Consider the following 24,821-nt stretch of genomic DNA (forward strand, 5'->3'; position numbering starts at 1 on the left):
GAGGGAAGCGGCAGGCAGGGAGCGCGGTGCGGGCGTGGCCGGCGAGCGGAGGGCACGAGTGCGGCTGCGAGGAAAGCCGGGGAGCGGGGAGCGGGGAGCGGGGAGCGGGGAGCGGGGAGCGGGGAGCGGGGAGCGGGGAGCGGGGAGCGGGGAGCGGGGAGCGGGGAGCGGGGAGCGGGGAGCGGGGAGCGGGGAGCGGGGAGCGGGGAGCGGGGAGCGGGGGTGGTCTGGTCGGCGCGAGGGAGGCGTGGGCGAGATGCGGGCGAGGTGCGGTCGCGGCATGGGGAGAGCGCGGGGAGGGCGTGGGGAGGGTGCGGGGGAGGGCGGCCCTCTGCGCGGCGAAACGAGGCGAACGGGCGGACACGGAAGCCGCAGGTTCGGCATCGTCGCAGCGCACGGGCGCGAAAAGGGGGGCGTGGCACGCGTTCCCGCTGCTTGACCGGCTGTACACCCTTACGTAACCTCAATTCCAAAGGTGGAGAACAACTCCGCGACCGCGGATCGGACATAGTGAACATGGCAACGCTCGACACCACAGCACCGTCGAGGCCGGCGCAGGGCAGGCCGAAGCGGCTCGTGGAGGTGTACGTGCCGCAGCGTTGATGCGGCATGTCGGTGGTTCGAGGCCTCGCATCGTCCGCGGTGCGGGTGCGGTCGTGGTGCGGTTCCCGCCATCAGCCGGTCTGCCTGCGCAGACCGCGATATGTGAGGGAGCCCGCCGATGAACACCGGAACGGCAATTCTGCTGGTCGGACTGGTGGTCGTGGCGCTACTGGCCGTAGCGCTCTACGCCTTGTTCACCCGGCTCCGCGGCGTCGAGGGCACGCGCGCCAACTCCGCTGAGCTGTTCGCACAGATCGAAGCCGACACCGTGCGGCTGCGGTCGGCCGCCCAGAGCGACGCCGACGACGTCAGGGCGAAGGCCCGGCGGGAGGCCGACGAACTGAGGGCGGCCGCTGCCAACGAAGCCAACGAGCTGAAGAACCGCGCCGCCGCCGAGGCCGAGAAGGCCCGCGAGCGCGCCGACCAAGCCGGCGAAGACCTGCGCGAGCAGCGCGCCGACCTCGACCGTCGCGAGCAGCGGCTGGTCGAACGCGAAGAACGCGTCACCGCCGACACCCAGTCGCTGAACGAGCGGCTGCAGGAAGTCGAAACCCAGGCCGCCGAACTGGCCGGACGCACCGAGGAACTGACGGCGCTCGAGGCCGAACGCCGCGCCGTCCTCGAACGGACCGCCCAGCTGACCGCCGACCAGGCGAAGGCCGAACTCGTCGCCGCCGTCGAGGACGAGGCCAAGCGCGCCGCCGTCATGCGGGTGCGCGACATCGAGAAGGAAGCCAACGAGAACGGGCAGGCCCGGGCCCGCGAGATCATCACGCTCGCCATCCAGCGGCTCGCGTCCGAGCAGACGGCCGAATCGGTCGTGTCGGTGCTGCACCTGCCGGGCGACGAGATGAAAGGCCGCATCATCGGCCGCGAGGGCCGCAACATCCGCGCGTTCGAGCAGGTCACCGGCGTCAACCTGATCATCGACGACACGCCGGAAGCGGTGCTGCTGTCGTGCTTCGACCCGGTCCGCCGCGAGGTCGCCCGGCTGACACTGGAAGAGCTGGTGCTGGACGGGCGCATCCACCCGCACCGCATCGAGGAGCAGTACGAGAAGAGCAAGGCCGAGGTCGAGGCGCTGTGCGTGCGCGCCGGCGAGGACGCGCTCGTCGAGGTCGGCGTCACCGACATGCACCCCGACCTCGTGTCGCTGCTCGGCCGGCTGCGCTACCGCACGTCGTACGGGCAGAACGTGCTCAAGCACCTGATCGAGTCGGCGCACCTGGCCGGCATGATGGCCGGTGAGCTGGGCCTCGACGTGAAGCTGACGAAGCGGTGCGCGCTGCTGCACGACATCGGCAAGGCGCTGACGCACGAGGTCGACGGCAGCCACGCGCTCATCGGCGCCGAGATCGCCCGCCGCTACGGCGAGAACGACGACGTCGTGCACGCCATCGAGGCGCACCACAACGAGGTCGAGCTGCGGACGGTCGAGGCCGTGCTGACGCAGGCCGCCGACGCCATCTCCGGTGGCCGCCCGGGCGCCCGCCGCGAGTCGCTGGAGGCGTACGTCAAGCGGCTCGAACGGCTCGAGGAGATCTCCATGAGCCACGACGGCGTCGAGAAGGTCTTCGCCATGCAGGCCGGCCGCGAGGTGCGGGTCATGGTGCTGCCCGACGTCGTCGACGACATCCAGGCGCAGGTGCTGGCCCGCGACATCGCCAAGCAGGTCGAAGAGGAACTGACCTACCCCGGCCAGATCCGCATCACCGTCGTCCGCGAGTCCCGCTCGACGGAGTTCGCGCGGTGACGCCGATGGCGTTCGCGCGCTGACGCCGATGGCGTCTCGTCCGCGATCGCCGGCGGCGTCCCGGACGGGACGCCGTCAGACGGAGACGCCGGTGGCGGTCGTGCCCCCGATGGCCGCGTCGTCGGCCTTGGCCACGCCGCCGGCAGCCTTCGCCGTGCCGCGTCGCTCCAGGTAGACCGCCACCCGCGACAGCGTGAAGTTGACGGCGATGTAGATGGCCGCGCCCACCACGAAGAACTGGAACCAGTACTTCTGCCCGAAGAACTGCGTGTTCAGCTGCAGCCGCCGCAGCAGTTCGGCGTAGCCGATGATGAACCCGAGCGAGGTGTCCTTCAGCAGCACGACCAGCTGGCTGACCAGCGACGGCAGCATGCGGCGCACGGCCTGGGGGAGCAGGACGGTGAACAGCGTCTGCCAGCGGCTCAGCCCGATGGCGTAGCTGGCCTCGGACTGCCCCTTCGGCAGCGACACGATGCCGGCCCGCAGGATCTCGGCGAAGATCGCGCTGTTGTAGATGACCAGCCCGAACACGACGCCCCAGAAGATCGGCAGGCCGATCGCGATGACGCCGAAGAACATCAGCAGCACGACCGGCAGGCCGCGGAAGAACTCGATGACGGTGGTGACGGGCCAGCGCACCCACCGCGTCCCCGACATCCGCAGCACCGCGAGCAGAATGCCCAGCGTCAGCGCGATGACGGCGGCGATGCCGGCCGCCCGCAGCGTGGCGCCGAGACCGTCGATCAGCAGCGACGTCCACACGTCGTTCGCGCTCTGGCCGAGCGGCGGGTCGGTGAAGACCTGCCAGCGCTCCGGGTCCCACTGGCCGCGGGAGTCGAGCTGCCGGTAGGCGAGGTAGCCCAGGCCGAGCAGGAGCAGCGCGCCGAGGATCGAGTAGATCGTCGTCCGGCGGCGGGTGCGGGGGCCGGGGGCGTCGTACAGGATGGAACTCATCGGGCGAACGCCACCTTCCGCTCGACGTATCCGGCGAGGATTCCGGCCGGAATGGTGATGATCAGGTAGAAGGCCGCGATACCGATCAGCACGGGGATGATGTCGGTCGGGTGTGCGTTCGTGAGCTGCCGGGCGACGCCGAACAGCTCGGCGACGAAGAACCCGCCGGCGACGGAGCTGTTCTTCGTCAGCGCGATGAAGATGTTGATCAGCGGCGGGATGACGGTGCGGAACGCCTGCGGCAGCACCACCAGCCGCAGCGTCTGCGGGAACGTCAGCCCGATGGCGCGCGACGCCTCGGCCTGGCCCAGCCCGACGCTGTTGATGCCGGAGCGCACCGCCTCGCACACGAACGCCGCCGTGTACGTCGACAGAGCCACCACGGCGGGCGCGAAGAAGTCCGACGGCGTCCAGCCCAGCTGCGGCGCCACGAACACGAAGAAGATGAAGACCAGCGTGAGCGGGGTGTTCCGCACGATCTCGACGTACGCGGTGCCGAACCACCGCAGCGTCGGCACCGGCGACACCCGGAAGGCGCCGAGGATCGTCCCCACCACCAGCGCGATGACGGCGGACAGCAGGGTGAGCGCGAGTGTGGTGGTGAACCCCTCCCAGTAGAGCGGGAGCTCGTCGATCACGGTGTCCATCAGGCAGCCCTTCTCGGACGGTCGGACTCAGAACGGATGGACCGCCGCCAGGCGTTGGCGGCGGTCCATCCGATGCGGGCCGTCAGTAGCGGTCGACCTGCGGCGGCTCCGGCGTCTCGAGGACCGCGCCCGCGGTCTCCTCCCACGCCTCGGCCCAGCGGCCGTCCTCGTAGGAGGCCTCGAGGACGTCGTTGATCCAGTTGCGGAACTCGGTGTCGCCGAGCGCCAGGCCGATGCCGTACGGCTCTTCCGTGAAGGTGTCGCCGACCAGCTTGAACTCGCCCGGGTTCTGGTCGACGAAGCCGGACAGGATGACGTTGTCGGTGGTGACGGCGTCGACCTGGCCGTTGCGCAGCGGCTCGAGGCAGTCGGAGTAGGCGCCGGTCGGGAACAGCACCGCCTCCGGGTAGTTGGTGCGGATGTTCTCGGCCGGCGTGGAGCCCTCGACCGAGCAGACGTTGCGGCCGGCGAGGTCGTCGGGGCCGTTGATGTCCTCGTTCGACTCGAGCACCATGATCGTCTGGCCGGCGTTGAAGTACGGGCCGGCGAAGTCGACCAGCTGCTTGCGCTCGTCGTTGATCGTGTAGGTGGCCACGACGATGTCGACCTGGCCGTCCTGGATGAACGGCTCGCGGTTGGCGGACACCGTCTCGACCCAGTTGATGTTGTCTTCGCTGATGCCGAGCTCGGTGGCGATGATCTTGGCGATCTCGACGTCGAAGCCGACGGGTGTGCCGTCGGGGCCGACCAGGCCGAACAGCGGCTGGTCGAACTTGGTGCCGACGGTGATCTCGCCGGCCTCGGCGAGCTCGGCCATCGTGCTGCCGTCGGGGAAGTCGCCGGCCTCGGCGGTCGGCTCGGAGCCGCCGTCGCCGCCGTCGTCACCGTCGTCGTCGCCGCAGGCGGCCAGCACGAGCGTCGCGCTCAGCGCCGTCGCGGCCAGCGCGCTGAAGCGGCGCAGTCTGGGTCGGGTGGTACGCATGGTGTTTCTCCTCTGGTTACTTCGACGCTCAGTGAGTCAGGATCTTGCTGAGGAAGTCGCGGGCCCGGTCACTCTGGGCGTTCGTGAAGAACTCCTCCGGGGTGGCCTCTTCGACGATGCTGCCGGCGTCCATGAAGACGACGCGGTTGGCGGCGCGCCGGGCGAAGCCCATCTCGTGGGTGACGACGATCATCGTCATGCCGTCGTGAGCGAGGGTCGTCATGACCTCGAGCACCTCGTTGATCATCTCTGGGTCGAGCGCCGACGTGGGCTCGTCGAACAGCATGACCTTGGGCCGCATCGCCAGTGCCCGGGCGATGGCGACGCGCTGCTGCTGGCCGCCGGACAGCTGCGCGGGCAGCTTCCGGGCCTGGTCGGCGACGCCGACGCGGTCGAGCAGCTCCATGGCCGTCTTCTCCGCCTCGGACTTCTTGACGCCCTTGGCCTTGACGGGGCCCAGCGTGACGTTCTGCAGCACCGTCTTGTGCGCGAACAGGTTGAACGCCTGGAACACCATGCCGACGTCGGCGCGCAGCCGGGCCAGCGCCTTGCCCTCGGCCGGCAGCGGCCGGCCGTCGACGGCGATGGTGCCGGAGTCGATGGTCTCCAGGCGGTTGATGGTGCGGCAGAGCGTCGACTTACCCGAGCCCGACGGCCCGATGACGACGACCACCTCGCCGCGGGCGACGCTGAGGTCGATGTCGCGCAGCACGTGCAGCGCGCCGAAGTGCTTGTTGACGCCGCGCAACTCGACCAGCGGCCCGCCGGCCGTCTCGACGCTCATGGACTCACACCACCACCTTCACGACGATCCCGGGACAAGCGTCAACGGTATGGGGGAGAAGACCGCCTGTCATGCCCTTTGAGCTGCGGTTGAGGTCACCTCTTGATAACGAACTGGTGACTGCGCGCGTGACTGATCGGGTCGGCGCCGGAACCTCAGCACCTGCTCAACACGGGTTCACCCCGCGGCCGGGCACTGCTTGCATGCGGGTGCGGGGACAGCCCCATCGAGGAGGTTTCCATGACGACGAGACATGGCGGCGTGCGCGCGGCCCTGGCCGGGCTGGCGGCGACGGCGACGACGGCGGCGTTGCTGGCCACCGCGGCGACGGCGACGGCGGCCGACGAGCCGCCGCGGACCGGCTTCGAGCTGCGCGACGGCGCGAGCTGGACGACGTTCGCCGAGGAACAGACCTATCTGGAGCAGATCGACGCGCTGTCGGACCGGCTGGAGATCGAGCCGATCGGCGCCACGCTGCAGGGCCGGCCGCTGCACCTGGCCCGCATCGGCAACCCGGCGCCGCCGCCGGTGGACGAGCTGGACGGCGAGAAGACGGTGTTCATCGTGTGCAGCCAGCACGGCAACGAGCCGGCGCCGCGGGAGATGTGCCTGCAGGAGATCCGCGACCTCGCGTTCACCGAGGACCCGGAGCTGCTGGAGTTCCTGCGGACGACGACGGTGCTGGTGGTGCCGACGGCGAACCCGGACGGCCGCGAGGCGAACACCCGCGGCAACGCGAACGGCACCGACATCAACCGCGACCATCACTACCTGGAGGAGCTGGAGTCGCAGGCGATGGGCCGCGTGCTGCGCGACCTGCGGCCGACGATCGCGTGGGACGCGCACGAGATGGGCTCGCGGACGCTGGACTTCGCGATGCTGTGGCCGCGGAACCTGAACGTCGACGACCCGCTGCGGGCGCTCTCCGGCGACCTGGCCCAGAGCATGCGCGACGTGCTGGAGGACGAGGACTACGTCGTCGACTGGTACACGTCGAACACCGAGGGCGACGAGCGGATCTTCCGCAACGTCGCGGGCCTGCGCGGCGGCGTCGGCCTGCTGACGGAGAGCAGCACGGCCAACCCGCCGCTGGAGCGGGTCCGGATGCAGGAGCTCGGCTTCTACTCGACGCTGGACTTCGCCATCGAGAACGGCGACGAGGTGCAGGCGGCGATCGACGCGGCACGGGCGAACGAACTGGTGAAGGGCGCGTCGGCGGCGCCAGTGTTCTGGGGCGGGCAGGACAACCGGCCGCCGGCGCCGGAGGAGATCCTGTCGCCGGCCGCCTGCGCCTACGTGCTCACCGACGAGCAGCTGGCCGCGACGGAGCTGCACCGCGACCTGTTCCGCGTCGACGACTACGACTCGGGCCGCGGCTTCGTCCCGATGGCGCAGGAGGCCCGGCCGATCGTCCCGCTGCTGTTCGACGGCGACGCGCGCTACCCGATCGTCGAGGCGCGGCGGGAGTACCCGGACCTGCGCGGCACCGTCGTCGTCGGCGACGTGGACACCGGCGTGCCGAACGCGACGCTGGCCGACGGCTGCACCGTCAACAACCGGATCCAGGAGGACGCCGAGTGGCGCAACCACGGCCAGTTCGTCCGGCACGTCACCGCGGTGGTGAACGAGCTGCGCGCTGACGGCGTGCTGTCCGGCCGCGAGGGCGGCGCCATCGTCCGGTCGGCGGCACAGTCGGACGTCGGCTAGTCATCCGCTGAGTCGCTGGACGCCGCCGAGACCGCAGCTCGGCGGCGTCCAGCCCTGTCATGACCACTGTCAGGTGGTGTGTGATATGGCATCATATGCCGCATATCGTCCCGCCGACCCCCGGAGCGTGAGCCGATGCGCGTGGTGCTGGTCGAGGACGACAATCACGTGGCCGGCGCGCTGGCCGCGGTGCTCACCCGGCACGGTCACGACACCGTCCGGGCCGAGGACGCGGCGGCCGCGCTGCGCGCCGTCGACAGCGGTACCGACATGGTGCTGCTCGACCTCGGACTGCCCGACCTCGACGGGCTGGAGCTGTGCCGGCGCATCCGCCGGGTGTCCGACGTCCCGGTCATCATGGTGACGGCGCGCTCGCAGGTGAACGCCCGGGTCAAGGGCCTGCAGGTGGGCGCCGACGACTACCTGGTGAAGCCGTACGACGTCCGCGAGCTGATCGCGCGGATGAGCGCCGTCGAGCGGCGCGGGCGGTCGCGGGCCGGCCCGGGCAGCGCGCTGGTGCGGGTGGGCGACGTCGTCATCGACCTCGCCGCGCGCCGGGTCGAGGCGGGCTCGCGCCCGGTCGCGCTGACCAAGAAGGAGTTCGACGTCGTCGCGCTGCTGGCCCGGCACCCGGGCGTCGCGCTGCCGCGCGAGCGGATCCTGCGCGAGGTGTGGCAGACGAGCTGGCGCGGGCTGGGCCGCAGCCTCGAGGTGCACGTCGCGTCGATCCGGCGCAAGCTCGGCCCCGACGACGTCATCGAGACCGTCCGCGGCGTTGGCTACCGCCTGGCCTCGCGGTAGCCGCGGGTGCGCGCCCGGCTGATCGCGGTGCTGGTCGTCCCGCTGGCCGCCCTGCTCGTGGTGCTGGGAGTCGCCTACGCCCGCAGCCTCTCCGACGCCGGCCACCAGCAGCTCTACCTCGACCGGCTGGCCGACGCGAACCTGTTCGTCGCGACGGCCCGGCAGGCGTTCGCGGCCGGCGACCCGCAGCTGGTCGACCGCGAGCTGGACCGCTACCGCGACGTCTACGGCATCGAGGCCGCCGTCCTCGACAACACCGGCGGCATCTGGGCCACCAACGGGCTGCGCGTCGACGACCTCGGGCTGCCGCGGCAGCGGGTGGTCGACGCGGCGCTGTCCGGCCGCTCGGACAGCACGCTGGACGAGATGTCGCCGTGGTCGTCGGGCGAGCTGCTGGTGGCCGAGCCGGTGTTCGACAGCGGCGACCTGCTCGGCGCCGTCGTCACCTCGTCGAGCAGCCGGCAGCTGGCCGAGCAGCACCGGCGGCAGCTGAGCGTCCTGCTGCTCGGCGGCCTCGCCGCGCTGGTGGTCAGCGTGCTGCTGGCCAGCCGGCTGGCGCACTGGGTGCTGCGGCCGGTGCGCATGGTGGACGCCGCGATGACGGAGATCTGGCACGGCCACGTCGGCGCCCGCATCGCCGACGCGTCCGGCCCGCCGGAGCTGCGCCGCGTCGTGACGGCGTTCAACGGCATGTCGGAGAAGGTCGAGCAGCTCATCTACAAGCAGCAGGAGTTCGTCTCGAACGCCTCGCACGAGCTGCGCAACCCGCTCAACGCGCTGCTGCTGCGGATCGAGGACCTGCACCTCTCACTCGGCGACACCGCGACGGCGGAGGTCGACCACGTCCGCGAGGAGGGCCGCCGGATGGCACGGATCCTGGACGCGCTGCTGATGCTGGCCCGCGACCAGGGCGTGCCGAGCGCCGTCGCGCCGGTCGAGCTGGGCGCGCTGGCCCGCGGCCGGCTGGACGCCTGGCGGCCGGTGGCCCGCGACGCCGGGGTCGCCGTCGCGCTGGACGCCCGCGCCGAGGTCTGGTGCGAGGCGGACGACATCGTCGTCGAGAGCGCGCTGGACGCCGTCGTCGACAACGCGCTGAAGTTCGCGCCGCCCGGCAGCGTCGTCGACGTGCGGGTCGAGGCGGCGGGGGACCGCGCCCGGATCACCGTCCGCGACCACGGGCCGGGCCTCGCGCCGGAGGAGATCCAGCACGTCACCGACCGGTTCTGGCGCAGCCCGCAGCACCAGAACGCCCGCGGCGCCGGGCTGGGGCTGGCCATCGCGACCGAGTTCCTCGACTCCTGCGGCGGCCGGCTCGAGGTCGCGGCGGCGGACGGCGGCGGGCTCGTCGTCACGCTGTGGGTCCCGATCGAGGCGGCGCCGGCATGAGGCGGCTGCTGGCCGTCGTCGCCGCCGTCGTCGCGCTCGCCGGCGGGTGCCTGAACGACACGTCGCCCGCGGCCGGCCCGGTCGTGGTGGCCGGCGGCGGCACCACCGGCGTCTACTACACCTACGGCGACCGGCTGGCCGGCGAGCTGGGCGGGCGGCTCGGCGTCGACGCCGGTGTCGTCGAGACGGCCGGGTCGGTGGAGAACCTCGGCCGGGTGGCGTCCGGCGAGGCGCTGCTCGGCTTCACCGCCGCCGACGCCGCCGCGGACGCCGTCGCGGGACGGGCCCCGTTCGAGGCGCCGCTGCCGATCCGGGCGGTGGCGCGCCTCTACGACGACCTCGTGCACGTGGTGGTGCCGGCCGGGTCCGACGTCGACGAGCTGGCCGACCTGCGCGGGCGCCGGGTGTCGCTCGGCGCCGTCGGCTCCGGCACCGAGCTCATCGCGCGGCGGCTGCTGGCCGCGGCCGGCGTCGACGAGAGCGAGCTGGTGGCCGACCCGCTCGGCATCGACGGGTCGATCGCGGCGCTGCTGGCCGGCGAGCTGGACGCGTTCTTCTGGTCCGGCGGGCTGCCGACGCCGGGCGTGGCGGAGCTGGCGCGGACGCAGCCGATCAGGCTGCTGGAGCTGACGAAGGAGGCCGCCGTCGTCAGCCGTGCCTACGACGGCGTGTACCGGCAGGCGGTGGTGCCGGCCGGCGCGTACGACCTGACGGCGCCGGTGACCACGCTGGCCGTGCCGAACATCCTGGTGACCGGCGCGGACGCCGACGACGCACTGATCGCCGAGGTCACCGCGACGCTGTTCGAGCGGCGCGCCGCGATCGCCGCGGACGTCGGCGCCGCCGCCCAGCTGAACGGCCGCCGGGCGATCTACACCGGGCCGGTCGAGCTGCATCCGGGAGCGCTGCGGCACTACCGGGAGCTCAAGCCGTGACCGGGTTGCTCAAGACCTGCTCAAGTGGCTTCCGGCCGGCGCGGCCGGGCTGCTTGCGTGGTATCCCCCCGAGGAGGTCATGACCATGAGTCTCACACGACGAACGGCGCGGGCGGTGATCGTCGCGGCGGTGGCCACCGGCCTGGCCGCGGCCGGGCTGTCCGCCCAGGCCAACGACCCGACGCCGGACGCGGCGCCGGTACGGCAGGACCTCGCGCTGCCCGACGAGCAGGTGGTGCGGGTGCACGTCCCCGGCAGCGAGGCGCTGGCCGCGATGGAGGACGCCGGCTACGACTTCGCCGGCCAGTTCGAGCGGGTCCCCGACGGCGTCCTCGTCGACGCCCTGCTCACGGCCGAGCAGCTGGCCGGGCTGGACGCGTTCGGCGCGACGTTGTCGGTGCCCGCCCCTGGGGTGGGCCCCACCCGGGCCGGGAGGGGTCTGCCCACCACGGCCGACGCCGACGCTGACGCCGTCGTCGTCGGGCGGGTCGACTGGTTCACCACGAAGGGGCAGGGCTTTCTGTCCGTCGAGGCGAAGTCCGACGCGCTCGACGCCGCCACGCTGACGCTGAGCTGGGACGGCGGCTCGGTGGACGTCCCGGCGTACAACGACTCCGGCGAGTACCTCTACCACCGCGTCCTGACCCGGGTCGACGGACCGCGGCCGGACGAGATCACCGTCACCAGCTCGCTCGGCGGCAGCTCGACGGCGCCGGTGACCGACTGGCTGCACGGCGCCGAGGCCGACGTCGACCGGCCCGGCTACGAGTACGGCTTCATCGACGGGTACCTGAACCCGACCGAGGTGTACGAGCGGATCGACCAGCTGCACGCCGAGCACCCAGACGTCACCGAGATCGTCGAGCTGCCGAACCAGACCAACGGCTACCAGCGGCGGGCGCAGGCGGTGTTCGGCACGGCGAACGACAGCCGCGTCGGCGTCGACTCGCTGGCGTGGGGGCACGAGGGCGGCAACGAGGTCTCCGTCGAGCTGGCCGCCCCGGGCGTCGCGAACAGCGCGCTGGACGTCAGCGTCGACGGCGACGCCGTCACCGTCCACCTCGGCACCGACGCCGCCGGCGCCGTCAGCAGCACCGCGGCGCAGGTCGTGGCGGCCCTGAACGCCGACGCGGGCAGCCTGGTCCGGGCCTACACGTACCGCGGCAACGCCGGCGCGGGCGTCGTCGCCGCGGCCCCGCCGACGCTGCTCAGCGACTTCCTGTCGGCGCCGGACTCGGTCGAGCGCGGGCCGTTCCCGACGCGGGCGCTGCGCATCGGCGAGCACCGCGACGGGTCCAGGCCGGGCGTGCTGATCATCGCCCAGGACCACGCCCGTGAGTGGGTGACGCCGCTGGTCGCGCTGGAGGCGGCCGAGCGGCTGCTGGCCAACCGCGACAACGACCCGGCGACGCGGCGGATCCTGCGCAACGTCGACATCCTCATCGTCCCGTCGAACAACCCCGACGGCGCGCACTACAGCTTCTTCGACCGGGCCGGCCAGCGGCGGAACATGACCAACCACTGCCCGCTGACGGGGTCGGCCGACGCGCTGGCCCGCGGCAACTGGGGCGTCGACCTCAACCGCAACTACCGGGTCGGGTCGGCCGTCGACGGCTACTCCGGCGCCTCGTTCTCGTGCACCAGCGACACCTTCATGGGCCCGGACAAGCTGTCCGAGCCGGAGACGCAGAACATCGTCTGGCTGGCCGACACCTTCGACAACCTCAAGTTCTTCATGACGGTGCACAGCTACGGCGGGCAGCTGTTCTGGCAGCCGGGCGCGTACATCGCCGACGGCCGGGTCACGACGCCACGGCCGCCGCTGCGCGACGAGACGTACTACTGGCAGATGGCCGAGGAGATCCTGTCCAACGTCAAGGGCCTGCGCGACACCGTCGTCCAGCCCGGCAACGTCGGCGGCTCGTCCGACGTCCTGTACTCGTCGGCCGGGAACGTCCGCGAGGACCTCTACTTCAACTACGGGATCTACGCGTTCGGCTGGGAGGTCGGCGGCGTCCAGTGGAACCCGGACACCGGCGACTGGGACTCCGGCGGCGGCTTCCAGCCCCCGTGGCCCGAGGCGCACCAGCAGTACCAGGAGTACGCCAGCGGCGTGATCGAGATGTTCGAGATCGCCGCCGACTACGCCGCGGACAACCGGCCGGCGACGACCCGCCTGGTGCAGGAGCGCCAGCCCGACGGCACGGTGCACGTGACGTTCCAGCCCAGCGAGCCGGCGTCGGTGCACTACACGACCGACGGCAGCACGCCGACCACCGACTCGCCGGTCTACGAGGCCGCCGCCATGCGCGAGCCGGGCGAGGTCATCGTCGTCGACGAGACCACGACGTTCCGCTGGATCTCCGTCGACGTGAAGGGCCAGGTCGAGAACCACAAACGCTTCACCGTGCGCGTGAGGTGAGGTGTCGGCGCTCGCCCCGGTGAGGCTGCCGGGGCGAGCGCTTATCCTGGGTGGCGACATGACTACGCGCACGTATGAGGTCCGCACCTACGGGTGCCAGATGAACGTCCACGACTCCGAGCGGCTGGCCGGGCTGCTGGAGGACGCGGGCTATGTCCGCGCGGGCGACGGTGCGGCGGCCGACGTCGTCGTGCTGAACACGTGCGCGGTCCGCGAGAACGCCGACAACAAGCTGTACGGCAACCTCGGCCACCTGGCGTCGGTCAAGTCCGCCCGCGACGGCATGCAGATCGCCGTCGGCGGATGCCTGGCGCAGAAGGACCGGTCCGAGATCACCCGCCGGGCGCCGTGGGTCGACGTCGTGTTCGGCACCCACAACGTCGGCTCCCTCCCCGCCCTCCTCGACCGCGCGCGGGTCGAGCAGGAGGCGCAGGTCGAGATCGTCGAGGCGCTCGAGACGTTCCCGTCCGACCTCCCGTCGCGGCGCGAGAGCCCGTACGCGGCGTGGGTCGCCATCAGCGTCGGCTGCAACAACACCTGCACGTTCTGCATCGTCCCGGCGCTGCGCGGGCGCGAGCGCGACCGCCGTCCGGGCGACGTCCTGGCCGAGGTGCAGGCGCTGGTCGCCGAGGGCGTCATCGAGGTCACGCTGCTCGGCCAGAACGTCAACGCGTACGGCGTCGAGTTCGGCGACCGGTACGCGTTCGGCAAGCTGCTGCGCACCGTCGGCGCGGTCGACGGGCTCGAGCGGGTCCGGTTCACCAGCCCGCACCCGCGCGACTTCACCGACGACGTCATCGCCGCGATGGCCGAGACCCCGACGGTGATGCCGCAGCTGCACATGCCGCTGCAGTCGGGGTCCGACCGCGTGCTGCGGGCCATGCGCCGCTCGTACCGGCAGGAGCGCTACCTCGGCATCGTCGAGAAGGTGCGCCAGGCCATGCCGCACGCGGCCATCACCACCGACATCATCGTCGGCTTCCCGGGCGAGACCGACGCCGACTTCGAGGACACGCTGCACGTCGTTCGCGAGGCCCGGTTCGCGTCGGCGTTCACGTTCCAGTACTCCAAGCGCCCCGGCACGCCGGCCGCCACCATGGACGACCAGGTGCCGCCCGAGGTGGTGCGCGAGCGCTACCAGCGGCTGGCCGAGCTGGTCGAGGAGGTCGCCTGGGCCGAGTCCCGCGCCTTCGTCAGCCGCGACGTCGAGGTGCTGGTCGCCGAGGGCGAGGGCCGCAAGGACGGCGCGACGCACCGGCTGTCTGGCCGGGCCCGCGACAACCGCCTGGTGCACTTCTCGGTGCCGTCGGATGCTGCCGAGCCGCGGCCGGGCGACATGGTGACGGTGCAGGTCAGCTACGCCGCGCCGCATCACCTCGTGGCCGACGGACCCACCTACGAGCTGCGCCGCACCCGCGCCGGCGACGCCTACGAGCGGGCCACGACGACGCCGGCGGGGGCCGCGCCCGGGGTGCTGCTCGGCATGCCGACGGTGGGCGCTCCGGCCCCGCTGCCCGTCGCCGACGCCGCGCCGGCCTGCGGCCACGCCTGACCGCGGTCCCGCTCACCCCTCCGTGCCTTCCGGCCGCTTTGCAATGAGCACCGATACGCACCACCCCGCCGATGGTGCGTAGAGGTGCTCATTGCAAAGCAGCCGGCGAGCACTCCGCCGATGGTGCGTAGAGGTGCTCATTGCAAAGCAGCCGGCGAGCACTCCGCCGACCTGCAAGGGTCGGCCGTCGCGTCGAAAGGGACCGGCCGGCGACGGGACGCTGCGGATCGTCCCGCCGCCGGCCGAGCCTGACTATGCGCCGTCGACCAGCAGCGCCAGGATCCGCCAGTAGTTGCCGGTCGGGCTGGACAGCCGCAGGTCCACCGTGCGCCCTTCCGCACCGCCGTCCAGCGTGAACTGCTCCCAGGCGTACGAACCCGTCGGCAGCGTCGCCCGCGCGGGCACCACCACCGCCCCGTCCGCCTCGACGACGAACCCGCTGGTGGAGAAGTCCGGGTCACCGGTCAGCAGCGACACCGTGTGCGGCCCCGGCGGCAGCGCCACCCGCAGGACGCCCGGACCCCGGTTGTCCAGCACGAAGTCACGTCGCAGCGGGTCGGGGTGGCCGCGGTCGCGCTGCAGCGGCGCACCCGTCACCCAGCCGTACCCGCGGGCGGCGTCCCACGCGTGTGACGGCGCGAGCCGCGCGTACGACTCCAGCACCGGGCTGGTGTCGGAGCCGCCGTCGAGGGCCAGCGCGAGGTCGTCGCCATGCGGGACGGCGTACGTGCGGGCCGTGGGCGCGCCGCCGACGACCGTGCCGGGCACCGTCACCGACGCCGTGAGCACCGCCTCGGTCAGCGGCCCCGCGACGACGCCGCCGGCCGGCGCGGTGACCGGCACCTCCAGCGTCGCCGTGGCGCCCGGTTCGACGGTCGCCGTCGCGGACCCGGCCGTCCAGCCGGCCGGCACGCTCACCGTCGCGGTGACGTCGGCCGCGGCGGCCGAGCGGTGGTTGGTCACCGTCACCGCGGCCACCGACGACCGCCCGCTGAACAGCGGCGCCGGCACCGTCACACCGTCCGCCGACACCGCCGGGCGCACCGTCCAAGACGCCGACAGCGGCAGCGTGACCCGCTCGCGGCCGACGTGCGCGTACCCCGCCGACCCGGACAGCGTCACCTCGCCGGGCGTCGCGTCCGCCGGCACCGTGACGTCCCACGTGCCCGTCAAGGTCGCACCGGCGGCCAGCGACGACGCCGACGTCGGGCCCACGGCCGCCGCCTGCCAGCCGTCCGGCGCCGCCAGCTCGACCGCCGCCGCCCGGACGGCCGACGCGCCGCCGTTGGTCAACGTCGCCGTCACCCGGACGGTCTCGCCCGCCGTGACCGCGCCGCCGGCCAGCGCCGCGCTGACCCCGTCGACGCTGCCGATGACGCCCTCCAGCGCGGCCGCCGCCGTCTCCAGCGGGGTCAGCAGGTCCGCGGGCAACGACTGGCTCGCGACCCACTGCCGGGACTGGTTGACGAAGATCAGCGCGCGGTCCAGCGACCGGGCGAACGCCGGGTCGTCGGTCGCGGTGTCCATGGCCGCGGCCAGCTCGCCGTCGATCCGCCCGGCTGCGCTCTCCACGTACGCGGCCTGCTCATCGGTCAGCTCCACCGCGTCAGCCGCCGTGGCGAATTCCCGCACGGCCGCCCGGGCCGCGCGCACCCCGTCGAGCAGGGTGTGCCCGAACTCGAACGCGTCCAGGTTGAACAGGTAGTCGTCGCCCTCGTTGTTGGTGAAGACGAGGAACAGCTCGTGGCTGCCGCCCGGGTCCTCCACCGGAATGGACACCGACTCGAACGCGTACGAGTCGCCGGTCGGCTCCAGCCGCCCGCTGCCGATCGCCGGTCCGTCGACGGCGTCCAGGCGCACCGTCACCGTCCCGCCGGTGCCCGACGACGCGTACCGGAGCGTCAGCTCGTTCACGCCGCGCAGGTTGACCGGCTCGTAGGAGAGGAAGTCGCCGTGGCCGATCTGGCCGACCATGCGGTTCCCGGTGCCCTCCTGCGTGTCGTACAGGACGACGTCGCCGGCCGACGTCCAGTGCTCGGCCTGCTTGTGCCGCGGCTGCAGGATCGCCGAGTCGCCGCCGGTCAGCGGGGAGACGCCGGCGCCGCCGCGGTCGGTGTACGTCGCGTCGACGATGTAGAAGATGTTGTCGACCTCGGAGTGCCCGTCGTCGACGATCGCCTGGATCTCGCCGCTGCAGCCCGTGTACTGCTCCAGTGGGTGTCCGTGCTGGTCGTGGCCGAGCGCGGGCTGCGTGACGATGTCGTCGCAGGCCACACCGCCGCCGCTGACGCCGTCCTCGGCGTCGTCGACCCGCACCTCGAACGGCACCGGCTCGCCGAAGTCGAAGACCTGCCCGTCCAGCGGCTCGACCAGCTCGACGTCGGGCCGGGTGTTGCCGACGCTGATCGGCACGTTCGCCACCCCGGTGCGGCCGGTCGGGTCGGTGACGACCAGCTGGGCGGTGTAGTCGCCGTTCGTCGTGTACGTGTGCGACGGGTTCGCCTCGGTGGAGTCGACGGTGCCGTCGGAGTCGAAGTCCCACGCGTAGGTGATCTCGTGCTCGTCCGGGTCGCCGGAGCCCTCGCTGCTGAACTGGACGGCCAGCGGCGGCTGCCCGGAGGTGGGGTCGGCCGACGCCCGCGCGACCGGCGACCGCTCGCCCGGCTCGGCGTAGTTGATCTTGTAGATGCCGGAGTCGGTGTTCGGGTCGCCGCGGCCGGAGCCGCCGTAGTTCGAGCCCCACTCGATGACGTACAACGAGCCGTCCGGGCCGAACTGCAGGTCGATCGGGCGCAGGAACTCGACGCCGGGCAGGAACCGGTTCATGATCGCCGGCTGGCCGTCCTCGTCCAGTTGCACCTCGAAGATCGCGTTGCGGGTCCACTCGGCGATGAAGACGGTGTCGTCGTAGTACTCCGGGAACTTCGCCTCCGACGGGTTGTCCTCGTCGTAGTGGTACGTCGGGCCGCCGATTGCCAGCCGCCCGCCGGTGCCCAGCTCCGGGTACTCCGGCGTGAGGTCGTACTGGTACGGCAACCAGGCCGGCTGCGCGGGCGGCAACTGTGTCAGGCCGGTGTTGTTCGGCGAGTCGTTGACCGGGCCGCCGGCGCAGTCGTACAGCGGGCCGGACTCGCCGGTGGCGAAGTCGTGGTCGTTGTACGCCTGGTTCGCGCCGACGCAGTGCGGCCAGCCGAAGTTGCCCGCCGCGCGGGCCTGGTTCCACTCGTCGTAGCCGCGAGTGCCGCGCGTCGGGCTGTCGACGCGGGCGTCCGGGCCGACGTCGCCCCAGTACAGCCAGCCGGTCTCCTGGTCGACGTGGATGCGGTACGGGTTGCGCAGCCCCATCACGTAGATCTCCGGCAGGGTGTTCGCGGTCCCGGGCGGGAACAGGTTGCCGTCCGGGATCGTGTACGTGCCGTCGTCCTCGGGGTGCACGCGCAGCACCTTGCCGCGCAGGTCGTTGGTGTTGGCCGACGAGCGCTGCGCGTCGTTGTACTCGAACCCGGGCCGCTCGTCGGTGGCGCCGTAGCCGCCGCAGCAGGGCGAGGAGTTGTCGCCGGTCGCGACGTACAGGTTGCCGTCCGCGTCGAAGTCCATGCCGCCGCCCTCGTGCGCGTTGACCTCGCGCTGCGACGGCAGTTCGAAGATCGTCACTCGCGACTCGGGATCGACGGTGCCGGTGGCCTCGTCGTAGGTGAACCGGGCGACGACGGTGTTCGGCTCGTCGCGCGGCGAGTAGTACAGGTACAGCCAGTGGTTCGTGGCGAAGTCCGGGTCCAGCACGATGCCGTGCATGCCGTGCGTGTGCTCGACCAGCACGTCGAACCGTGCCGCCAGCTCCGTCCGCGCCGAGGCCGGGTCGTACACCTTGACGTCGCCGCCGCGCTGCACGTAGAAGACCCGGCCGGTGTCGTCGATGTCCATCGCCAGCGGGTCGTCGGTGTTGCCGTCGAGCTGGATCTTCTCGAAGTTGTGCTCCGACGTCGCGCCACAGTCGCCCTCCACCGCGCCGGCCGCCCACTGGATGCCGCCGAGCAGGTGCTGCAGGAACAGCGGCTCGTCGGTGAACGCCGACGGCGCGTGCCCCATGCCGGTGTACCAGGACCGGCCGCCCTCGAAGTTCTGGCACCAGCTGATCGGGTGGTCCGCGCCCATCCGGTGCCCGCTGTAGGACGTCGAGTCGTAGCTGGCCAGCACGTGGACGTCGCCGCGCGGGTTGGTGACGAAGTCGTACGGCTCCTCGGTGCGGACCCACTCCTGCGGCAGCCCGGCGGTCGACGGGTGCACCTTGTCGTCCACCTCGACCTCGAGCTCCTGGACCGCCGGGTGGCTGAGGAAGAAGGCGCCGACCAGCTCGCCGTACCAGTCCCAGTCGCGCTCGGTGCCCGACGCGGAGTGGATGCCGACGTACCCGCCGCCGCCCTGGATGTAGCGCTCGAACGCGGCCCGCTGCTCCGCGTTCAGCAGGTCGCCGGCCTGCGGCGTCGAGTTGGTGTTGTTGAAGACGACGACCTCGTACTCCGCCAGCGCCTCGTCGGTGAAGTTCGCCGGGTCGTCGGAGATGGTGACGTTGAACCCGTTCTCCTCGCCGAGCTGCTCGATGGCGGCCTGACCAGCGGGGATGGAGTCGTGGTAGAAGTTCGTGACGCGCGAGAAGACCAGCGCGTCGAAGCTCTCGGCGGCCGGTTCCGCGGCGGTCGCGAGACCACCACCGGTGAGCGCCGAGGCCGCCAGCGCGGCGGCCAGTACTGATCGGAGCATGTGCCGCCTCCCGTCAGAAGCGCAGGTCGCGCAGGTAGCCGAAGCTGTTGCGGGCCGTGCTCAGCTCGTCGGCCGGGTTGTCGTGCTCGACGAGGAACTGGCGGACGCCGCCGCGGTGCGCGTGCTCGAACATCGCCGCGAAGTCCAGCGTCCCGGAGCCGACGTCGGCGAACCCGCCGCCGGGCGCCATGTCCTTGACGTGCAGCGCGGGGAACCGGGCCGGGTGGTTCACGAAGTAGGCGCCGGCGTCGTAGCCGCCGCGGGCGGCCCAGTACACGTCCAGCTCGAAGCCGACGAGGTCCGGGTCGGTCTCCTCCAGCAGCACGTCGTAGAGCACGCGGCCGCCGTCGGTGCGGAACTCGGCGTCGTGGTTGTGGTGCAGGACGTTCAGGCCGTACGTGGCGGCGACGGCGCCGGCCCGGTTGAACTCCGCGGCGGCCCGGCGGATGCCGTCGAGCGTGTACAGCGAGCCGGGCAGGCTGGACGTCACGACCCACTGGCCGCCCAGCGTCAGGACGTCCTCGCAGGCGCCGGCCAGGTTGTTCGTGAGGCGGTCGTAGCCGACGTGCTCCAGGACCGCCGCCAGCCCGGCGTCGTCGAGCATCGCCCGGATCGCGGCGGCGCTGTGCCCGTGCCGGCCGCTGACGCCGACCGTCGCGTAGCCGATGTCGGCCAGCGCCTGGACGGTGCCGGCGAAGTCGGCGGCCAGCCCGCGGCGCATCGTGTAGAGGTGCATGCCGATGGCGGGGCGGGGGATCGGGCGGCGGCCGCTGCCCGCGGCCGCGGGGAGGACGCCGGCGGCGGCCGCTCCGGCGGCGAGGGCGGTCGCGGCGGTGGTACGCAGGAACGCACGGCGGTCGAGCAGGCGTCGGGACATGGGGCGACTCCACCTTTCGTTGTTCGACAGTGAACTTCTCGCGGTGGTAAGCGCTTTCCGATTGTTGCCGGTACCGTAACGGCGCGGCACGCGCCGAGTCAACGCCTGGACCGGAACCGGTGATATCCGTGCGTTCCGGCCGTGCAGAGGACGGCAGCGGCGAGGCCGGCGAGCGGTGCGCCGGGCACCCCGGCGACCGTCAGCGCGACGCCGAGCGCGGCGGCGGGCAGCCACATCGCGGCGCCGACGGGGCGCGGCGGGCGCCGCTGCCGCCGCCGGACCCGGGCCTCCCAGCCGAGCGGGACGACCAGCGGCGGCAGCACCGCGGCGAGCACCGTCAGCCAGGGGAGCAGCGCGTTCTCGAACCCCGTCGTCGCCACGGCCAGCCCGGCCACCCCGATGACCGCCGCGGCCGGCCGCTCCCGCAGCCCCGTGACCGACCGCAGCGCCAGCCCGCCCGAGTGGAACGACGTCAGGCACGGCGCGGCGACCGCCACCACCACGAGCGCCGTCCCCACGTCCGACGTGCGCAGGTGCGCCACGAGGTCGGCGGAGTCGCTGCGCAGCGCGATCATCGTCCCGGCCGTCGCCGCGACCAGCGTCGGCAGCACCAGGATCGCCGTACACGCCCAGAGGTCGGCGCGGCCGCGCAGCCCTGCGGTGAAGTCCGGCGCCCGCAGCCCGAACACCGCGACGTACCCGACGAACACCGCCACGTCGGTGAGCAGCGCCTCCGGGCCGCCGAACCCGGCGTCCAGCGGGCCCTCGCCGGCGGGGGAGCCGTGCGTCGCGATGACGACGATCAGCGCGAGCGCCGCCGCCGTCGTCACCAGCGCCAGCGCGTTCCAGCGGTGCTGACCGGCCGCCGCGATCGCCAGCAGCGGCAGCCCCAGCACCACCACACCGGCCCATTTCGGGACGTCCAGCAGCGACCCCAGCGCCGCGCCGCCCAGGCCCGCGTTGAAGCCCAGCCAGCCGGCCATCGCCAGCGCCATCAGCGCGCCGACCACCGTCCGGTCGCCGCGCGGCAGGTACGCCTCGAGCAGCTCCGCGAGCGGCCGGCCCTCACCGTACGGCGGCCGCAGCCCGAGCCGTCCGGGCACGATCAGCAGCACCGTCATCGCGACGCCGCCCAGGAGCAGGGCGCCGACCGGCACCGGGCCGTGGTGCCGGTCGGCGAGTCCTGCTCCGAGCACCAGCGCCGCCGGGCCGGTGCCGATCGCGAGCCACGCACCGGCGGTGTTCCACCAGCGGCGCTCGGGCGTCATCCGTGGTGGCCGCTGGCCCCCAGCAGCACCCGGATCTCGCGCGCCAGCTGCTCGAACGTCGGGCTGGACATGGTGGCGCCGTAGTCGCGGACGGCCGGCAGGTCGACGTCGTAGACCCGCTCGATGCGGCCCGGCCGCGGCGTCATCACGACCACCCGCTGGCCGAGGTAGACCGCCTCCGCGATGGAGTGCGTCACCAGCACGACCGTCGTGCCGGTCTCACGCCAGATGCGGTGCAGCTCGACGTTCATGTGCTCGCGGGTGAGCGCGTCCAGGGCGCCGAACGGCTCGTCCATGAGCAGCACCGGCGGCTCGTGCAGCAGCGCCCGGCACAGCGCCACGCGTTGCTGCATGCCGCCGGACAGCTCGTGCGGCAGCGCGCTCTCGAACCCCGTCAGGCCGGTCAGCTCGATCAGCTGGTCGGCCCGGGCGGCGGCCGCGCGCTTGTCCATGTTGCGCATCTCCGCCTGCAGCAGGATGTTCGCCCGGACGCCGCGCCACTCCAGCAGCGCGGCCCGCTGGAAGGCGAACCCGATCTCCCGCTGCGGCCCGCTGACCTCGGTGCCGAGCAGCTTCACCTGCCCGGCGCTCGGCGGCACCAGCCCGGCGACGATCTTCAGCAGCGTCGACTTCCCGCAGCCCGACGGGCCGACGATGCTGACGAACTCGCCCGCCCCGACCGACAGCGAGACGTCGGTGAGCGCCGTCGTCCGCTTCCGCTTGCTGGTGAACGTGCAGGTCAGATCCTTGATGTCGATGGTCGTGGCGGGCCGCTGCCCGGCGGCGCCCGAAGGCTCGGTCGTCATGGTCTGCGTCATCTCCGTGCTCACCCGGCCTCGCCGAACGACGACTCCCAGTACGTCCCCGGGTCGCCCGGGTCGGACAGCGAGCCGGCCTCGGAGAGCAGGTCGATCGTCTCCTGCCACTGCTCCTCGGTGTTGACGCCGGGCGTGCCGGCCTCGTCCAGGCGGAGCAGGCCGATGCTCTGCTCCAGCTGGGCGCGCAGCACCTCGGCGGGAGGGGTCTCGTCGGCGCCCTCCTCCATGGCCGCGGCGGCGCCGTCCGGGTCCTCGGCGGCGGCCTCCCAGGCGCGCGCCGTCGCCCGCACGAACGCCTCGGCCAGCTCCGGGTTCTCGTCGATCGTCTTCTGGTGCGCGATGATGCCGGTGCCGAGCAGGTTCATGCCCCAATCGGTGTACAGCAGCGCGTCGACGTCCTTGCCGCTGAGGTCCTCGATGGTCGGGCCCTGGTCGTGGAAGAAGCCCATGATCACGTCGGCGCGGCCCTCGACCAGCGCCGCGATCTTGCCGGCCGGGTCCACGTTCACCACCTCGACGTCGTCGGGGTTGACGCCGTTGAGCTCCAGCCACGCCGGGAACGTCGCGTACATGGCGTCGCCCGGCGTCCCCGCGACCACCTTGCCGACGAGATCGGCCGGCTCGCTGATGCCCTGGTCGGTGAAGAACTCCACCGACGCCGGGCCGGTCTGCAGGAACACCCCGAGGCTCTTGATCGGCATGCCCTCGGTGATGCCGTTGAGCAGCGGCGGCGTGTCGGCCCAGCCGAAGTCGGTCTGCGACTGCGCGACCTGCTGCACCGTCGTGCCGGAGCCGCTGCCCGGCCGGATCTCGAGGTCGATGCCCTCCTCCTCGTAGATGCCCTCGGCGACGCCGTAGTAGAACGGCGCGTGCTCGCCGTACGGGACCCAGTTCAGGGTCAGCGACACTTCGGTCAGTTCGCCGCCACCGTCGCCGTCGCTCGCGGCGGTCGGTTCGTCGTCGCCGCCGCAGGCGGACAGGACGAGGAGTGCCACGGCGGAGGTGGCCAGCAGGCTGCGTCGCATGGTCGGCCCTTTCATGAGGTCGTCAGAGGTACGCCCTGGCGCCGGCTGGCGTGCCAGGGGATGAGCAGCTTCTCCGCGACCTCGACCACGACGAACAGGACGACGCCGAGGGCGGACATCAGGATCAGGTCGGCGAACAGCAGCGACGAGTTCAGGTTGCCGCTGGCCAGCAGCAGCACGTACCCGAGCCCTTCGTCGGCGCCGACGAACTCGCCGACCACCGCGCCGACGACGGCCAGCGTCACGGCCACCTTCAGGCCCGACAGCAGGTGCGGCAGCGCGTTCGGGAACCGGATCTTGCGGAACGTCTTCCACCGGCTGGCGCCCATCGTCGCGGACAGGTCCAGCAGCTCCGGATCGGTCGAGCGCAGGCCCGCGACCCCGGAGACCACGATCGGGAAGAACGCGATCAGCACCGCCAGGATCACCTTCGGCATCGGCCCGAACCCGAACCAGACGACGAGGATCGGCGCGATCGCGATCTTCGGGATCACCTGCGCGAACAGGATCAGCGGATACAGCGCCTTCTCCAGCGTCGGCGAGTACACGATGAGGACCGCCGCCAGCAGCCCGATCGCCGCCGCCAGCAGGAAGCCCAGCACCGTCTCGTACGTCGTCACCCACGTGTGCCGGGCGAGCATCTCGCGCTCCTCGACCAGCTCCCTCGCGACGTCGCCCGGCGTGGGCACCAGGTAGGCGGGGAAGACCTCGGCCGCCGTGACCGCCCACCAGCCGAACCCCAGCAGGAGCAGCAGCAGGGCGGGCCGCCAGGCGGCATCGAGGACCTGGATCGCACGCTGGCCCGCGGTGCGCCGCGCGGGCGCGTCGTCCTCGGGTGGGGTGGCCGGCGGCGCGGCCGGGGAGATCACGTCAGGCATCGAAGTACTCGTCCTCGTCATCGGCGGCGGGGATGGCGACGACCAGCGCGCGGAGCTCGCCGATCGCGCGGTGCCGGGTGCCCGGCGGGATCAGGAACGCGCTCATCGGGCCGGCTTCGTGCGTGACGCCGTCGAGCTCCACCTGGCCCTCGCCCTCCAGGACCACGTAGATCTCGGTGGCCTTGCGGTGGTAGTGGCTGATCGCCGCGTCGACGTCGAGCAGATGCACGCTCGCCGTCCCCGGCTCCACGTCGACGAACGCCCGGCGGGTCTGCCCGCAGGAGCACGAGCGCGGCTCGATCGCATCGAGCCTGGCTGTGGCGGGTGCGTTCGGGGCGGTCGAGGGTGCGGCCATTCGCGCCTCCTTGCGGAAGTACGTCGGTGGAAAACGCTTTCCTGTGTCGGCCGACGTTACCGGTGTGTTGGCGAGGTGGTCAAGGGTCCGGTCCGTCCGGATCGCCCGGCGGTGCGACGGCTGCGGCGGCCCGCTCACGACCCGCTCACGACCCGCCGCTGCGGGTGTTCTTCGGCATCCAGGGCGACCAGATCGTCCCGCAGGTCTACGCCGACTGCCTCGCGATCTGGGCCGCGTGGCAGGACCTGGCGGAGCGGGCGCACCGGCTCACCTCCGGGCGGCGATGGCTGCCACCGTTCTGGCGGTGACGGCG

19 protein-coding genes are annotated in these 24,821 nt (G+C 72.4%); 8 read left to right on the forward strand and 11 right to left on the reverse strand.

The annotated features are described in order from the left end of the window. The first annotated feature begins 721 nt into the window (after positions 1 to 721). Positions 722 to 2,356, forward strand: coding sequence for a ribonuclease Y (gene rny / locus BLV02_RS01830; RefSeq protein WP_069113835.1), 1,635 nt, complete (start codon positions 722 to 724; stop codon positions 2,354 to 2,356). Positions 2,357 to 2,431: 75 nt separating this feature from the next. Here the strand turns inward: rny and BLV02_RS01835 are convergent, their stop codons facing one another. The 4 genes from BLV02_RS01835 to BLV02_RS01850 all read right to left on the reverse strand — a co-directional run bounded on the left by BLV02_RS01835 (position 2,432) and on the right by BLV02_RS01850 (position 5,723). Beyond that, positions 2,432 to 3,310 carry an amino acid ABC transporter permease gene (locus BLV02_RS01835; protein ID WP_069113834.1) on the reverse strand — a complete coding sequence of 293 codons (879 nt, stop codon included), beginning with the start codon at positions 3,308 to 3,310 and terminating at the stop codon, positions 2,432 to 2,434. Continuing rightward, complete coding sequence (locus tag BLV02_RS01840; protein WP_069113833.1) at positions 3,307 to 3,957, reverse strand: amino acid ABC transporter permease; 651 nt, start codon at positions 3,955 to 3,957, stop codon at positions 3,307 to 3,309. Before BLV02_RS01840 ends, BLV02_RS01835 begins: the two co-directional genes overlap by 4 nt. Positions 3,958 to 4,039: 82 nt before the next feature. After that, entirely contained in the window at positions 4,040 to 4,939 is a 900-nt protein-coding gene (locus BLV02_RS01845) for a glutamate ABC transporter substrate-binding protein (protein WP_069113832.1), read from the reverse strand. Between the two features lie 28 nt (positions 4,940 to 4,967). Further along, positions 4,968 to 5,723, reverse strand: coding sequence for an amino acid ABC transporter ATP-binding protein (locus BLV02_RS01850; RefSeq protein WP_069113831.1), 756 nt, complete (start codon positions 5,721 to 5,723; stop codon positions 4,968 to 4,970). Between the two features lie 240 nt (positions 5,724 to 5,963). Between BLV02_RS01850 and BLV02_RS01855 the strand changes: the two genes are divergently transcribed. The 6 genes from BLV02_RS01855 (at position 5,964) to miaB (ending at position 14,526) form a co-directional block, all read left to right on the forward strand. Next, a complete protein-coding gene (locus BLV02_RS01855; RefSeq protein WP_083289053.1) occupies positions 5,964 to 7,430 on the forward strand; it encodes a M14 family metallopeptidase in 1,467 nt (488 codons plus the stop codon). A 135-nt stretch (positions 7,431 to 7,565) separates the two neighbouring features. Continuing rightward, entirely contained in the window at positions 7,566 to 8,231 is a 666-nt protein-coding gene (locus BLV02_RS01860) for a response regulator transcription factor (RefSeq protein WP_069113829.1), read from the forward strand. Between the two features lie 6 nt (positions 8,232 to 8,237). Next, positions 8,238 to 9,617, forward strand: coding sequence for an ATP-binding protein (locus BLV02_RS01865; RefSeq protein ID WP_069113828.1), 1,380 nt, complete (start codon positions 8,238 to 8,240; stop codon positions 9,615 to 9,617). Continuing rightward, positions 9,614 to 10,552 carry a TAXI family TRAP transporter solute-binding subunit gene (locus BLV02_RS01870; RefSeq protein ID WP_069114032.1) on the forward strand — a complete coding sequence of 313 codons (939 nt, stop codon included), beginning with the start codon at positions 9,614 to 9,616 and terminating at the stop codon, positions 10,550 to 10,552. The genes BLV02_RS01865 and BLV02_RS01870 overlap by 4 nt, the downstream gene beginning before the upstream one ends. Positions 10,553 to 10,637: 85 nt before the next feature. Beyond that, positions 10,638 to 12,974, forward strand: coding sequence for a M14 family metallopeptidase (locus BLV02_RS36205; RefSeq protein ID WP_171906847.1), 2,337 nt, complete (start codon positions 10,638 to 10,640; stop codon positions 12,972 to 12,974). Positions 12,975 to 13,032: 58 nt separating this feature from the next. Beyond that, entirely contained in the window at positions 13,033 to 14,526 is a 1,494-nt protein-coding gene (gene miaB / locus BLV02_RS01880) for a tRNA (N6-isopentenyl adenosine(37)-C2)-methylthiotransferase MiaB (protein WP_074946061.1), read from the forward strand. Positions 14,527 to 14,778: 252 nt separating this feature from the next. On the opposite strand, the gene BLV02_RS01885 is transcribed toward miaB, so the two are convergent. The 7 genes from BLV02_RS01885 to BLV02_RS01915 all read right to left on the reverse strand — a co-directional run bounded on the left by BLV02_RS01885 (position 14,779) and on the right by BLV02_RS01915 (position 24,508). After that, positions 14,779 to 19,287: a ThuA domain-containing protein gene (locus tag BLV02_RS01885; RefSeq protein WP_069113825.1), complete on the reverse strand. Its 4,509-nt coding sequence runs from the start codon at positions 19,285 to 19,287 to the stop codon at positions 14,779 to 14,781. 13 nt (positions 19,288 to 19,300) lie between these two features. Beyond that, complete coding sequence (locus BLV02_RS01890) at positions 19,301 to 20,164, reverse strand: sugar phosphate isomerase/epimerase family protein (RefSeq protein ID WP_069113824.1); 864 nt, start codon at positions 20,162 to 20,164, stop codon at positions 19,301 to 19,303. 98 nt (positions 20,165 to 20,262) lie between these two features. Further along, positions 20,263 to 21,432 carry a purine-cytosine permease family protein gene (locus BLV02_RS01895; RefSeq protein WP_069113823.1) on the reverse strand — a complete coding sequence of 390 codons (1,170 nt, stop codon included), beginning with the start codon at positions 21,430 to 21,432 and terminating at the stop codon, positions 20,263 to 20,265. After that, complete coding sequence (locus tag BLV02_RS01900) at positions 21,429 to 22,238, reverse strand: ABC transporter ATP-binding protein (protein ID WP_141711766.1); 810 nt, start codon at positions 22,236 to 22,238, stop codon at positions 21,429 to 21,431. Before BLV02_RS01900 ends, BLV02_RS01895 begins: the two co-directional genes overlap by 4 nt. Positions 22,239 to 22,258: 20 nt before the next feature. Next, the gene (locus tag BLV02_RS01905) at positions 22,259 to 23,275 is read right to left on the reverse strand and encodes an ABC transporter substrate-binding protein (protein ID WP_069113822.1); all 1,017 of its coding nucleotides are present in this window, start codon (positions 23,273 to 23,275) and stop codon (positions 22,259 to 22,261) included. Positions 23,276 to 23,286: 11 nt separating this feature from the next. Next, the gene (locus tag BLV02_RS01910; protein WP_069113821.1) at positions 23,287 to 24,153 is read right to left on the reverse strand and encodes an ABC transporter permease; all 867 of its coding nucleotides are present in this window, start codon (positions 24,151 to 24,153) and stop codon (positions 23,287 to 23,289) included. Then, positions 24,146 to 24,508: a cupin domain-containing protein gene (locus tag BLV02_RS01915; RefSeq protein ID WP_069113820.1), complete on the reverse strand. Its 363-nt coding sequence runs from the start codon at positions 24,506 to 24,508 to the stop codon at positions 24,146 to 24,148. Before BLV02_RS01915 ends, BLV02_RS01910 begins: the two co-directional genes overlap by 8 nt. A gap of 164 nt (positions 24,509 to 24,672) precedes the next feature. On the opposite strand from BLV02_RS01915, the gene BLV02_RS36210 reads away from it, so the two are divergent. After that, complete coding sequence (locus BLV02_RS36210; protein WP_171906846.1) at positions 24,673 to 24,816, forward strand: hypothetical protein; 144 nt, start codon at positions 24,673 to 24,675, stop codon at positions 24,814 to 24,816. The last annotated feature ends 5 nt before the right edge of the window (positions 24,817 to 24,821 follow it).

This window comes from Jiangella alba, assembly GCF_900106035.1.
In the GTDB taxonomy this organism is placed as follows: domain Bacteria; phylum Actinomycetota; class Actinomycetes; order Jiangellales; family Jiangellaceae; genus Jiangella; species Jiangella alba.